Genomic DNA, 13,128 nt, shown 5'->3' on the forward strand with positions numbered 1-13,128 from the left:
GCTTCCAGCAGATCGTTCCTATTCTTACGGTCGTGTCAGAAGAGAATATTTATTGTCGTCGCTATGAGAGTGCGAGTATGGTCCCTGGCGCAGGTTTGGTTATCACAACGGTCATCGGAGTGGTCGTCGGTGTTCTGGTGTTACTCGTCGTTCTCGCCGTGCTCTGGAGTTCGGTCGTGATCGTCGACGCCTACGAGAAGAAGGCGCTTACGGTCCTGGGTGAGTACCGTAAGCTACTCGAGCCCGGTATCAACTTCGTCCCACCGTTCGTCTCTCGAACCTACAGCTACGACATGCGGACGCAGACCCTAGATGTGCCGCGCCAGGAAGCGATCACGCGGGACAACTCGCCGGTCACCGCAGACGCCGTCGTCTACATCAAGGTGATGGACGCCAAGCGAGCGTTCCTCGAGGTCGACAACTACAAACGGGCCGTCTCGAACCTCGCTCAGACGACGCTTCGAGCCGTGATCGGTGACATGGAACTCGACGATACGCTGAACAAACGCCAGGAGATCAACACCCGCATTCGGCGGGAACTCGAGGGACCGACCGACGAGTGGGGGATTCGCGTCGAGAGCGTCGAGGTTCGCGAGGTCAACCCGACCAGAGAGGTAACGCAGGCGATGGAGAAACAGACCTCCGCCGAACGACGCCGGCGCGCGATGATCCTCGAGGCCCAGGGGAAACGCCGCAGCGCCGTCGAGAAGGCAGAAGGTGACAAACAGAGTGAGATCATCCGCGCACAGGGTGAAAAACAGAGCCAGATTCTCGAGGCACAGGGTGACGCGATTTCGACCGTGTTGCGCGCCCGCTCGGCCGAATCGATGGGCGAGCGCGCCGTTATCGACAAGGGGATGGACGCCCTGACCGAGATCGGTCAGTCCGAGTCCACGACGTTCGTCATGCCCCAGGAACTGACCTCGATGGTCGGCCGGTACGGCAAACACCTCTCGGGCAGCGACGTCAAAGAAGACGGCGACCAGCTCGAGAGCCTCGAGTTCGACGAGGAAACCCGCGAACTGATCGGGCTCGACGACATCGCCGAAATCGTCGGCGAACTCGAGGACGCCGAGATGGGGACCGACGCGATCGACGGAGAGGTGCGAGCGGTCGAGACGGACGGCTCGGGGGTCGTCGAATCCGACGAAAACCTCGACGACGCTGCGACGAACGCGTAGGGAATCGAGACACTCCGGGTCCGAAGAACGAAACGGAGCGAAACCGGTTTTACCATTGACCTCATTTCGGACAGTACGTGGATATGACACCGTCCGACGGGGTCGACGACGAAAAACGGGCGACCCTCCGCCGATTCGCCGCGCTCGGAGCCGGCGCTCCGCTCGCCGGCTTCTCGGAATCGGCAGCAGCCAACACGGGCGAGAGCGACGCACGCGATGCGATCGCTGGCTACCTTTCGACGACGCCGGGTGCCCACTTCTCGAAAGTACGCGACGACCTCCAGCTCGGGACCGGTGAGACCCAACACCACCTTCGCCGTCTCGAGGATCACGGAGTAATCGAACGCTACCGTGACGGCGATTACAAGCGATTCGTTCTCGCCGGCCGCTTCGACGAGTTCGAAAAACACGCACTCGGATACCTCCGCCGGGAGACTCCGCGGGGAATGCTGATCGAACTCCTCTTCGATCCCGACGCGACTGCGGGCGACCTCGCGAACTCCCTCGAGGTGTCCCCGCCGACCGTCAGCAAGTACGCCGGCGAACTCGAAGAGGCCGGATTGCTCTCGCGAGAAGACGGATACGCGCTCGAACGGCCAGCGACGATCCTGTTGCTCGTCGTCCGCCACGCGGATTCGTTCGGGGAGCGGTCGACGGAACTCGCCCGGAATGCGGATCGGTTCCTCGAGTACGATACCGACGAGTGACGTCCGCTACACGACCGAACTCGTAGCCATTCTCCCGCCTTTCTCTCACTCGAATAGCGATCTGTAGAACGGCGACGGCTGTCGGGACGAGTATCGTCGAAACAACAGTCCGAGAAAACGAGCCGTCCGGGGTCGTCTAGACGTTGACCTTCCAGGTCGTACTCGAGGAGTACCCCCACTTCTCGATCTCGATATCGTATTCGCCCTGTTGAAGTGCGGTGATGTTCGATCCGACCTCTTTCGCCGTCATCCCGAGTTCCTGTCCGATGAGCCGGGACTTGAAGTACGTCTTCGTCGCGGCGTTCTCCTGCAGGTACTGGAGAATCTGGCGCTGTTTGCTCGTGAGGTCGGGGGCCATTGCAGTGCTCATATCTTCGAAGACAACCGGAACGCCCTTAGGGGGTTTGGTACGTGCGGTTAATACACCGCAGTCGTGCGGTTTTGTGCGATAGTAATCGGACAATAATCGGAAGGAAAGGATCAGTTGGTACGTCCGGTTAATACATCCACTCCAGCGACTGTCAGGAAAGCGTGATTGTTACCGGAGGTAAGCACGGATTGGGACCGAAGTCGGCTTCTCATCGGCGTTCGTACTGATCGGTCTGAAACGGACCGAACGCGCAGGTGACCGCGTGCGCGAGCGCCCGCGTGCGGTCGGTCATCCCATCGGTGAGAACGCCGATCGCACCGTCTGCCTCCGCGATTCCGTCGGTACCGAGAACGTCGTCCATCACCGGCCCCAGCTCCTCGCCGGTCTCGAGTCGCTCCGCGATGCGGTCGGGAAGCCGGATAGACGGGCCACTGCCTACTTCGAGACGCGACCCGTCGGTGACCCCTGCCCACATGATCAAAAAGAGGTCCGAACCGTCCGTCGGGCGAGCGACCCCGCCCTCGAGACCGACGCCGTAGGCCACGTCGCTTCCGTCGAACGCACGCCGGGCGCGGTTCTTTGCGCCGGTCACCGTCTCCGCGACGGACCGCGGTTGCTCTGAAACGCCGGAGTCGACGGCGACCGACGTCACCGACGGGGTGTGATCCTGGAGCGCTCGTTCGACCGCCTCGAGTTTGACTGGATTCGTGGTGCCGACGGCAACCCTCATACGCGTCGTTGATCGGCCCTGTGCTTGGGGTTCCCGGTTCGGACTGGAAACACAGCTTGAATGTTTTGGTGTGCCATACCAGATCACCCGAATTATCGACTTTCGGACGGTGAGCGATACACATTTCGAAACCCTTATACGCTGAGTCTATGAACGCTGTAGGTAACGAATCTATCCGGACTTTTGCGGTCAGTTGTCCGGGGAGCCGATGCCATCGTATGACAAACGCACCAACGAGCACGAGAGTACGACGTAGCGAACACGAAACGGCCGACGAACGAACCGAAAGCGAGCAAAACGACCTCGCCTGCCCCGAATGTGCGGGAAACCTCGTCGTCGACGACGAACACGGTGAGACGGTCTGTGAGGAGTGTGGGCTCGTCGTCGAGGAGGATTCGGTCGACCGCGGTCCCGAGTGGCGAGCGTTCGACGCCGCCGAGAAAAACGAGAAATCCCGCGTCGGCGCGCCCACGACGAACACGATGCACGACAAGGGGCTGTCGACGAACATCGACTGGCGCAACAAGGACGCCTACGGCAACTCACTGGGATCGCGCCAGCGCGAGAAGATGCAGCGCCTGCGCAAGTGGAACGAGCGCTTCCGGACCCGTGACTCCAAAGAGCGCAACCTGAAACAGGCGCTGGGCGAGATCGACCGCATGGCCTCGGCGCTTGGCCTGCCGACCAACGTCCGCGAGACCGCCTCGGTTATCTACCGGCGCGCGCTCGACGAGGACCTGCTGCCCGGCCGCTCGATCGAAGGCGTCTCGACGGCCTGTGTGTACGCCGCGGCCCGACAGGCCGGCGTTCCCCGCTCGCTCGACGAAATCGCGGACGTCTCCCGCGTCGAGAAAAACGAGATCGCCCGCACCTACCGCTACGTGGTCCGCGAACTCGGTCTCGAGGTCCAGCCGGCCGATCCCGAAAGCTACGTCCCGCGGTTCGCCTCGGGACTCGAACTCTCGGACGAAGCCGAGCACCGCGCGCGCGGTCTCCTCCAGAACGCCAAGGAAAAGGGCGTCCACTCGGGGAAATCGCCAGTCGGTCTCGCCGCGGCTGCGGTGTACGCCGCGGCGCTTTTGACCAACGAGAAGACTACCCAGGCCGCCGTCTCGGACGTCGCCGACATCTCCGAAGTCACGATCCGCAACCGCTACCACGAGTTGCTCGAGGCCGAGGAAACCATCGGGATGGCCTGATCGTCGGGATTCCCCCGATCGGCGGGCGTCGAAGCGATACCGTTTTTCGGATGCCCGTGTACGGAACGGACAGGAATGTCCCTGGATTTCGACTCGTTCGTTCTCGCCGCCGCGACCGCTGACCTCACGGAAGAACCGGCCGCTCGCGAACACGCCGACGCCGTGGAGTTCCGGATGGACCTCGCCGACGACCCCCTCGAGGCGCTTCGAGCCTACGACGGCGACCTTCCGATTCTGGCGACGAACCGCGCCGCCTGGGAAGGCGGCGAGTGGGACGGCGGGGACGACGACCGCCTCGCGGTCCTCGAAGAGGCTCTCGAGATCGAAGGGGTGGAAGCGATCGACGTCGAACTCGAGTCGCTTCGATCCGACTCGGCCGACGGTCTCCGCGACGCGGCACGCGACGCGGACGTCTCGGTCGTCGCGTCGGCCCACGACTTCGACGGAACGCCCGACGAGATCGAGATGATGGAGACGCTGTCGGACGCCTGCGAGCGCGCCGACGTCGGAAAGCTCGCCGTGACGGCCGAGACGCGAGCGGATACGCTGGCCGTGCTGGCGATCACTCACCGACTCGCCGCGGACGGCGAGGCGGTCGCGACGATGGCGATGGGTGAAGCCGGCAGCCACACGCGCGCCGTTGCACCCGTCTACGGATCGAAAATCGGCTACGCGCCCGTCGACCCCGCCGAAGCGACCGCACCCGGACAGTACGACCTCGAAACGCTCTCGGGACTCATCGCGGACCTCGAGTAGGCTCGAGTGTGCGCTGGTCTATCGTGTGACCACCTCGAGTGTCGTCGCGTGTCGCTACTCGTTACCGGTCGAAGTGTCGGTACGGAACCGGTCCCGGTTCGAAGTGGCGATACGGAACCGCCTCCGGATCAGTCGATCTTTCGGTCGGCTTCCACAATCCTGACTCCCTCGTCGTCCGTGATCGTCACCGTATACCCGTGGTAGGCGAACTCGACTGCGAGTGCTCGCTCCGAATCGGTCGACCGATCATCGAACAGCGAATCAAGGGCATCGGGTGGAATGGACTCGTACAGTGGTGGAAGCGAGACGGGATCGACACCGTCCCGTTCGGCGACGGCTTCGATTACGGCGAGACTGACCGGGTATTCGCTCCGCGTCTTTCTCTCTTCCTGACACATAATGGTCCTCGTTACTCTTCGTGCAGTATTCTACCTTAAAATGGTTCTGGACTTTGGACCGAACCTCCGTATAAAATTCATTGTGTATCGTCGATCCCTATATTCTATTCAATATATTTAAAATTTGATTAGATTTCGTCCAAGGACGCGAGTGGCGATCACCACGAAGAGTCCGAACCGTCGGTGGAGCGACGATCGTACCGAATCCGTATCGAGTTCGCCCGCCAGTCCAGACTTGGACCCGATCGAACATCGACGAGAGGCCGAACGGACGGCGTAGCGAACGAGACGAAGGGCCACGGCGATCACAGTACCAATTGAAACGAGTTACACACCGATCGCACTTGGTTCTCGTTTACCTCGTTCGCTCGCAGGTCGTTTCTCCCCGTTACCGTTCCGCGGTTCTCGCTCGCTTCGCTCACTCACGGCTCGTTCCAGTCGGTAACGACTCCATACCAATGGGTCGGTCCGCCGGATTGAGCCGTATGTACGCGATGGCATCGACCGTCCTCGAGTCGCTGCGGGGGTGGCGAACAGCCGGGACTGATGCCGAACTGCCGCGCGAACGGACCGGCACGGATATGCCAGATTCGGGCGAATCCGCCGCCGAAACGCTGTTGCGGTCGACCAGTGCCGTCGTCGACGTCGACCGGGGGAACGGGGAGGACGGACTCAGCCTCGAGTCGACCTTTCACAGCGCGTGGGACGACCGAATGCGAGAGATCCGTGAGAGTGGCAATCGACTCGAGGAGCTTGCGGACCGACTCGACCGCGGAACCGATCGGCTCGCGCTCGAAGTCACCGACGACGGCTTCGCCGCGACCTGCGATCGAGAACAGGTCGGGTGCTGGCCGTCCGACGGCGCGTTTCTTGCGGACCTGGCGGCGACGGCCGTCCTGTGTGAAACCGATCCGACGTGGCAAACCCTCGAGCAACGGGAACGACGGCTCGTACTGACCGCACTCCGGCTGTTTCTCGAGCGGTGTCCGACCTGCGACGGATCGCTTGCGGGTGGCCGAAACGGGGACGAATCGGACGGATCCACGGAGTGTCAGCTATCGGTCCAGTGTCTCCGGTGTGGGTCGCTACTGGTTCGAGAGCCCGTGGTCGACTGCTAACGCCGTCGAACAACAGTCAGTGAGCAGCCGGCCGTAAATCCAGTGAGCAGTCGACCGCAAATTCGGGGTGCAGTCGACCGCGAATCCGGCGAACAGCCGACCACTAGTTCCCGGCAGTCACCGGGGTGACGACCACAGTGGAGCGCCCGAACCGCAAACAGTTCCGTGTGACAGTATAAATCGCATCCGAAACAGAAACGAGGCGGGAAGCGAGGAGAACGCGGCCCGATTCGGTCGTGAATCGGAATGTTAACCAGTCGGCCCTCCTAGGGTCTACACATGACATGGCTTCGTGCGCTCGCCGCCGCCGGCCTCTCGGTGCTTTTGCCCGGTGCAGGTCATGCCCTCATCAGGGACTGGCTCAGAGCCCTGGTGTTTGCCGGCCTGTACTTCTCCGCCGTGGTGATCTTTCTCCCGTCGGTCGATCAGGTCACCGCCGTCAACTCGGTCGGTGACAGCCTGGACCTCGTCTCAGAGGAGATCGATACGATGGGGCAGTTCGTCCTCTCGTTTATCGTCCTGTTTGCAGCGATCGATTCCGCGTTTCGCGCACTCGGCATCCCCCCCGGCTCGAGCGACGAGTCGGCCGACGGACCGACCTGTCCGGAGTGCGGAAAGGAACTCGACGACGATCTGACGTTCTGTCACTGGTGTACGACCCGCCTCGAGCCCGTCGAACCGGACGAGGCTGACGAGGAGTCGACCGACGCGCAAGCGGCGGAACTCAAACCCTGAACGCCGGCCGTCGACCGGTCGCCGTCACTTCTCGATGATGCTCTCCTCGACGGCTTCCCCGAAGTGCCGGGCCGTATCCTCGTAGTACAACAGGAGGTCGTCGCCGGCCTCGAGGTCCGTCACCGCCTTCCGGCCGTCACCGGTCGCCACCTTGATCGTCTCCGCGTTCTGAAGGAGGGTTTCGACGCGGTCGCCGTCGTCGGTCTCGAGGGCGACGCGAAACATCGGTCGCTTCTCGATTTTCACCCGGCCGACGATGGCTTCACGGGTGTTTCCGTTCGTGTCGACGACCTGAACCTCGTCGCCGCTTTGCAGTTCCGAGAGGTACTTCGTGCCGCCGTCGGGCGTTCGAACGTAGGCGTGGACGGCTCCGGCGTTGACCCGGAACGGCCGCGAGGCGACGTACGGCGACTCAGCGGTTTCGGCGTGGACGAACACGAGCCCACGACTCATCGATCCGATCAACATCCCCTCGTCGTGCTCGAGGAGGCTGCCGGTGTCGACGCAGACGCGGTCCGCGCTGCCGACGCGTTCGACGTCGAGCACCGTCGCGTACTCGAGGTCGAGCGATTCGCGTTCGGCCTGGTCGCGGACCTCGACCGTGGTGCGGATCTCGTCGGGGTCGTCGGAATCCAGCAACACCGCGTCGGTACCGATCTCGAGCGTCTCGAACGCCGTCCTGGCTTCCTCGGCGCTCGTCACGCCCGCGACGAGGTCGGTCTCCTCGCCGATCCGGGCGATCAGGTTCTCGAGGGGGATGATCGTCCAGTCTTCCCCGACGACGATCGTGTGGTCGGCAACTTCCGCGGCCGTTTCGGCGAATCGTTCGTACTCCTTGCCGAGGATGCGAACGTACGCGCCCCGTTCGAGTTCGACGTCGCGCCGGAGCGTCGAGAGGTCGGCGGACCCCGAGAGGTCCTCGGGCATGTCGATCGTCGCGTCGCCTTCCCCGTCCTTGCCGACGACGATGGCGTCGGGTTGTGCGTCGGAATCGCCGTCGTCTTCGGCGTCGTCGACCAGCGTCACGTCCCCGTCGGTCCGAAACGCCGCGACGTTGATATCCCCGAGTTCTCGCACCCGAGAGACGTCGTCCTCGTCGACCAGTACCCAGTCTACACCCGCCTCGAGCGCGGTGGTTATCCGCTCGCGGCGGTCGTCCCAGTCGCCGACGGTGTCGTCGGCTTTTATCCACACGGATCGGCTCATAACTCGACGGTCGAAGGGGAGTGGCTTGAACGTGGCGGATCACATAGAACGGCAATTTGTGCCGATAGTGAGGAGAGAAACGTGAGTGAGGATACGATTTCGGTAGTGATTGTCGATCTCTCCGGCCTGAAGGTGTGGTGTTGTACCTGCCCCACGTATACCACCCACTGATACGGATCGTCGGCGATATTCTGGAACGCACCGGACCGGATATCGACGGAGCGTGGTCCACGAAGGTAGCGAAACGTTGAGAACCGTCCGCTCCCAATACTCGGTAGATGGCCGAATACGACGCGGTCTGTTTCGACCTCGACAACACCCTGTGTGAGCCCACGCAGGACGCGTCGACCCTGCTCGAGCGGACGTTCAAGCGGGCGGGCCTCGAGCAGTTCTGTACGCCCGCGGACTTGCGGGCGGCAGTCCCCGCGTTGCCGACGGCCGAAACCGATCGCGAGTTCTACGAACACCTCTTTTCGGAGGTTGCGACCCGTGCCAACGTCGATCCCGCGGTCTCCTCTCGCCTCACCGACTGGTACCTCGAGATCCGCGATCCGACCGCGGTGCGGTTTCGACCGGGAGCGGCGGCCGCACTCGAGTACGCGAGCGAGCGTGGACGCGTCGGCCTGATCACGAACGGCGGGCGGACGACCCAGACCAAGAAGCTCCGCGAACTCGGCATCGACGACGCCTTCGACGTCTGCGTGTTTACCGAACCGAGCGCGGGTATCTACCCGAAACCAGACGGCGCTCCCTTCGAGTACGCGCTTTCGGAACTCGAGGCAACTCCGGAGACGACGATCCACGTCGGCGACTCGCTGCACGCGGACGTCGCCGGCGCGAACGCGATGGGCCTGGATTCGGCGTGGATCGACACCGGCCGCGGCAGAGGCGGCGATCACCAGCCGACGTACGAACTGTCGACCCTCGAGGCGTTCGAGCGGATCGTCTGACCCGGTCTACTGCCAGCTGATCCGGTGTCAACTGGTAGAGTGTCGGTCGGTGTCAGTGTGGCCACAATGGGTGGGACCGACCGGAACATAGCAACACCAGCCCGTCCGAGTGCGCCGATTCCTACTCGAGCCAGACCGCCACGATGTACAGCCCGATGCCGACGAAGACGGCGATCGACGACGCGTCGTCGAGCAGCTGGAGTCGGGAAAACAGGTGCGCGAACTGGAGTACGCCCCCGGCGACGAGACAGAGCGACGCACCGAGGATCGCCGGTGCCGATCGGTCGGCCTGCAAGAAGAGTACCGTTCCGACGCCGACGGCGACGACCCCGAAGACGAACTCCGAGGCGAAAAGGGCCAGCGGGTCGTTCGCAATCGTTGCGTAGCCAAACAGGACGAAGTAGAGGACGATGCCGAGAAAGATCGCCCGATACACTCGTTCCGGTGTGTCTTCGAGACCGCTCATACGCGGATATCTCCCGCCACCCCCTTATCGATACTGAGACGAGTCGGCCTCGAGATCTGACCGGACTTTACTGGGGGTGTCGCGACTCAGCGCTCGAGCGGTTCGGCCCACTCGAGGCCGAAGGCCTCGTGGACGACGAACTCGAGGGCGTTGATGAGGTAGTGAGCGACGACGACGACCAGGAAGCTACCGGTGAGGATGAACACCGCCGCGAGGACGAACCCGAGCACTCCGGTGACGATGATGCCGACCGTCCCCTGGACGCCGTGACCGACGGCGAACGCGATCGAGGAGAGGACGGCGAGTGCCCACGGCGAGACGCCGAAACCGGCCGATACGACGCCGATTAGTGCCGCACGGAAGAGCAACTCTTCGAAGACGGCAATGATCGGCAGGACGACCAGGAGCAAGACGAGCCACCCCCGCACCGAATCGGGTGCGAGCAACTCCCGCAGCCCTTCGTCGTGGTCGAACCCGAATCGGGTCGCGAACGCCGCCCCGAGTTCGTTGCCGACGTAGAGGACGACGCCCGCTACCGTCCCCAACACGAGTCCCGTCTCGAGGTACGATCTCGAGAACTCGATCCCCAGCCAGTCGGCCGGAATACCGGTATAGAGGACCGCCCCGAGCAACACGAGCGCGAACAGCCCCTGTGAGACGGCGACGTTCGCGAGCACCATTCCGGTCGACATCGCCGAGGGGTCGACGCCCTTTTGTTGGGTGCCTGATCGGCCTCGGGTTTTCCTCGTGCGATCGACGGCGTCGGCCTCCCCACCCCTCTGTTCCGACTCGTCGAAGCCGTCGTTCGGTTCGCGCCCTTTGGAGACCTCGTTCGGTTCGTATTCCTCGGTGACCGCGTTCGACTCCCGTCGATCGTCCCGTTCCTCGAGCGATTCGCTCGAGGGTTCGTCTGCAAAGAACGAATTCGGCTGTCGTTGCGAGTCGGCGGTATCAGCGGGTCCGGTCGAGTTCTCGAGAGAACCGTCCCCGTCGGTAAATGCCGACTGCGTGAGATGCGAGAGAACGAGTAACAGCGCGAGGACGACGCCCGCAATCGCGACGAACGCCGTCGGCTGGGGCATCTATTGTGGGCTCGGGTTCGAGCCGCTGGCCGAACCGACGGCCCCCTGTCCCTGGTCGAAAGCGCTCTCGGTGATCGACTTGAGGCGGTCGACCAGCGAGTCCTTCCGTGGCTCTCCCATCAGCGCGACGTCGAGTACCTCGCTGATGTTCGAACACGGAATGATCTCGACCATCTCCTCGTACTCCTCTTCTATCATCACGTCCTGTTCGTTGGCCTTGGGGATGATGACTCTGCTGCAGCCGGCTTTCGCGGCGGCTTCGATCTTGTGAGTGACGCCGCCGACGGGGAGGACGTCGCCGCGCACCGACAGCGAGCCGGTCATCGCGACCGACTGGTCGACGGGGATGTCCTCTAAGGCGGAGATGACGGCTGTCGCCACGGTGATCGAGGCGGAGTCGCCGTCGACGCCCTGCTGGCCGGCCTGGACGAACTGGATGTGGATGTCCTTCTCCGAGAGGTCGACGTCCGAGAACTTCTTGATGATCGCGGAGACGTTCTGGACCGACTCCTCGGCCATCTCCTTGAGCTTGCCCGTCGCGATGACCTGCCCGCCGCCCTGTGCGGGGGCGATTTCGGCCATCACGGGGAGCATGATCCCGGAGTCCTCGCCCATGACGGCGAGCCCGTTGACCCGTCCTTCGACGCCGTCTTTGGTGACCTGCAGCTCGTAGTCCTTGCGCCGTTCGATGTAGTCGTCGGCGAGTTGCTGTTCGATCGATCGCGAGCGCTCTTTGGCCTGAAGGACGTCGTCGCGGGTGGTGTGCTCGCGATCCTCGGCGCGGGCGATGTCTCCGGCGACCCGAACCAGTCCACCGAGATTACGGAACAGGAGCGTGAGGTGGTCCTTCCGACCTGCGCGGCGCTTTGCCTCGAGGATGAGTTCCTCGACGGCGTCCCGGGTGAAGTGGGGAAGTCGGCCGTCGCGTTCGACCTCCTGGGCGATGAAGCGCGCGTACTTGCGCCGCATTTCGGGCGTGTCCTCGATGGTGTCGTCCATGTAGACCTCGTACCCGTATCCCTTGATGCGCGAGCGAAGCGCGGGGTGCATGTTCTCCATCGCATCGAGGTTCCCCGCGGCGATCATGACGAAGTCACAGGGGACGGGTTCGGTCTGGACCATCGCGCCCGAGGAGCGCTCGGACTGGCCCGTGATGGAGAACTCGCCCTCCTGAATCGCCGTCATCAGCTTCTGCTGGGTGCGGACGTCTAACGTGTTGATCTCGTCGACGAACAACACCCCCTTGTTCGATTTGTGTATCGACCCCGGTTCGACGCGGTCGTGACTCGGCGTCTCCATTCCGCCGGACTGGAACGGGTCGTGTCGGACGTCGCCAAGCAGTGCGCCGGCGTGGGCACCCGTGGCGTCTTCGAAGGGAGCGGTGCGCTGATCGCCGTTGTCGACGATCATGTTCGGCACCATCGCATCGGTGCCGCGGGAGGTGTATCGGAAGATAAGCCAGATGATACCCGCCGCGAGGATGCCCAGGAGAATGTTCCTCGCGAGAATCGCGTATCCGATGATGATCGCGATGATGATCCACATCAGGATCGAACGCATCTGGTTGCGCTTTCTGGCTTCCTCCTTGTGGGCGTCGATGATCTGTTCGCCTTTGCCGGCGGGAACGGTCCGCACTTTCGGCTCGTTGCCGTCGTCAGGATTGTGATAGACGAGGACGTCCTGTAGGTCCTCCTGGGGGAGGAGCTGGCTCATCGCCTTCGCGAGCATCGACTTCCCGGTTCCGGGCGAACCGATCATCATGACGTGACGGCGCTGTTTGGCCGCTTTGATGATGATATCTCGCGCTTCGTCCTGTCCGATGACCTGATCGACGAGTCGGTCGGGGACTTCGATGTCCGCGGTCGTATCGATTTTCAGTCCGCCGAGGAGGTCGTCCTCGGCGATTTCCTCGTCGACCTCGACGCCGGGATCGACCTCGACTGTACTGCCGAGGTCCTCGACGGTCTCGATATCGTCGCCGTCTGCCGACCCGTCTTCGTGCGGATCCGGTTCCGGGTCCGGCCCGAATTCGTCGATCGAATCCTCGAGATCGTCGACATCCTCGCGTCGGTCGCCGTCCTCTTCTTCCGGCGGCAACCGGTCTCCCTGACGTCCCTGTGAGCGATCTTGCTCGGCGATTCCGTCCTCTTTGGGGGCGGAATCAGGGGCGTCTTCGGGAGGATCGTCAACGTTCGTATCGTTGCTCATAGAACTCTGTTCGGTACCTGTC

Annotated in this window: 14 protein-coding genes; 7 read left to right on the plus strand and 7 right to left on the minus strand. The window is 63.0% G+C overall.

Annotated elements, in window-relative coordinates:
• Nucleotides 1-77 precede the first annotated feature (77 nt).
• Together EA473_RS01805 and EA473_RS01810 are read left to right on the plus strand one after the other, a co-directional pair.
• On the plus strand, nucleotides 78-1,181 hold the full coding sequence (locus EA473_RS01805; protein WP_124193946.1) for an SPFH domain-containing protein: 1,104 nt from the start codon (nucleotides 78-80) through the stop codon (nucleotides 1,179-1,181).
• 83 nt (nucleotides 1,182-1,264) lie between these two features.
• Nucleotides 1,265-1,888, plus strand: a complete 624-nt coding sequence (locus EA473_RS01810) for a winged helix-turn-helix transcriptional regulator (protein ID WP_124193947.1) — start codon at nucleotides 1,265-1,267, stop codon at nucleotides 1,886-1,888.
• 136 nt (nucleotides 1,889-2,024) lie between these two features.
• Here the strand turns inward: EA473_RS01810 and EA473_RS01815 are convergent, their stop codons facing one another.
• Both EA473_RS01815 and yjjX read right to left on the minus strand, forming a co-directional pair.
• A complete protein-coding gene (locus tag EA473_RS01815; RefSeq protein WP_207890134.1) occupies nucleotides 2,025-2,258 on the minus strand; it encodes a DUF7123 family protein in 234 nt (77 codons plus the stop codon).
• 208 nt (nucleotides 2,259-2,466) lie between these two features.
• Nucleotides 2,467-2,988: an inosine/xanthosine triphosphatase gene (gene yjjX, locus EA473_RS01820; RefSeq protein WP_124193948.1), complete on the minus strand. Its 522-nt coding sequence runs from the start codon at nucleotides 2,986-2,988 to the stop codon at nucleotides 2,467-2,469.
• 218 nt (nucleotides 2,989-3,206) lie between these two features.
• Here yjjX and EA473_RS01825 point away from each other — a divergent pair, with 218 nt between their 5' ends.
• Both EA473_RS01825 and EA473_RS01830 read left to right on the plus strand, forming a co-directional pair.
• Nucleotides 3,207-4,187, plus strand: a complete 981-nt coding sequence (locus EA473_RS01825) for a transcription initiation factor IIB (RefSeq protein WP_124193949.1) — start codon at nucleotides 3,207-3,209, stop codon at nucleotides 4,185-4,187.
• A gap of 75 nt (nucleotides 4,188-4,262) precedes the next feature.
• Nucleotides 4,263-4,943 (plus strand): type I 3-dehydroquinate dehydratase, encoded by a 681-nt coding sequence (locus EA473_RS01830; RefSeq protein WP_124193950.1) that lies wholly within the window; start codon nucleotides 4,263-4,265, stop codon nucleotides 4,941-4,943.
• A gap of 128 nt (nucleotides 4,944-5,071) precedes the next feature.
• On the opposite strand, the gene EA473_RS01835 is transcribed toward EA473_RS01830, so the two are convergent.
• On the minus strand, nucleotides 5,072-5,341 hold the full coding sequence (locus EA473_RS01835) for a HalOD1 output domain-containing protein (RefSeq protein WP_124193951.1): 270 nt from the start codon (nucleotides 5,339-5,341) through the stop codon (nucleotides 5,072-5,074).
• Nucleotides 5,342-5,826: 485 nt separating this feature from the next.
• On the opposite strand from EA473_RS01835, the gene EA473_RS01840 reads away from it, so the two are divergent.
• Nucleotides 5,827-6,459, plus strand: coding sequence for a hypothetical protein (locus EA473_RS01840; protein ID WP_124193952.1), 633 nt, complete (start codon nucleotides 5,827-5,829; stop codon nucleotides 6,457-6,459).
• 279 nt (nucleotides 6,460-6,738) lie between these two features.
• On the plus strand, nucleotides 6,739-7,194 hold the full coding sequence (locus EA473_RS01850; protein ID WP_124193953.1) for a zinc ribbon domain-containing protein: 456 nt from the start codon (nucleotides 6,739-6,741) through the stop codon (nucleotides 7,192-7,194).
• A 24-nt stretch (nucleotides 7,195-7,218) separates the two neighbouring features.
• Here EA473_RS01850 and EA473_RS01855 read toward each other — a convergent pair whose 3' ends face one another.
• Nucleotides 7,219-8,400 (minus strand): 3-dehydroquinate synthase II, encoded by a 1,182-nt coding sequence (locus EA473_RS01855; protein ID WP_124193954.1) that lies wholly within the window; start codon nucleotides 8,398-8,400, stop codon nucleotides 7,219-7,221.
• Between the two features lie 278 nt (nucleotides 8,401-8,678).
• On the opposite strand from EA473_RS01855, the gene EA473_RS01860 reads away from it, so the two are divergent.
• On the plus strand, nucleotides 8,679-9,350 hold the full coding sequence (locus EA473_RS01860; RefSeq protein WP_124193955.1) for an HAD family hydrolase: 672 nt from the start codon (nucleotides 8,679-8,681) through the stop codon (nucleotides 9,348-9,350).
• Nucleotides 9,351-9,471: 121 nt separating this feature from the next.
• On the opposite strand, the gene EA473_RS01865 is transcribed toward EA473_RS01860, so the two are convergent.
• From EA473_RS01865 to lonB, 3 genes are all read right to left on the minus strand, one after another.
• Nucleotides 9,472-9,816 carry a hypothetical protein gene (locus tag EA473_RS01865; RefSeq protein ID WP_124193956.1) on the minus strand — a complete coding sequence of 115 codons (345 nt, stop codon included), beginning with the start codon at nucleotides 9,814-9,816 and terminating at the stop codon, nucleotides 9,472-9,474.
• Nucleotides 9,817-9,902: 86 nt separating this feature from the next.
• Nucleotides 9,903-10,898: a CPBP family intramembrane glutamic endopeptidase gene (locus tag EA473_RS01870; RefSeq protein WP_124193957.1), complete on the minus strand. Its 996-nt coding sequence runs from the start codon at nucleotides 10,896-10,898 to the stop codon at nucleotides 9,903-9,905.
• Nucleotides 10,899-13,106: an ATP-dependent protease LonB gene (lonB, locus tag EA473_RS01875; protein WP_124193958.1), complete on the minus strand. Its 2,208-nt coding sequence runs from the start codon at nucleotides 13,104-13,106 to the stop codon at nucleotides 10,899-10,901. It abuts the gene before it with no gap.
• Nucleotides 13,107-13,128: the final 22 nt, after the last annotated feature.

Source organism: Natrarchaeobius chitinivorans (genome assembly GCF_003841505.1).
Taxonomy (GTDB): domain Archaea; phylum Halobacteriota; class Halobacteria; order Halobacteriales; family Natrialbaceae; genus Natrarchaeobius; species Natrarchaeobius chitinivorans.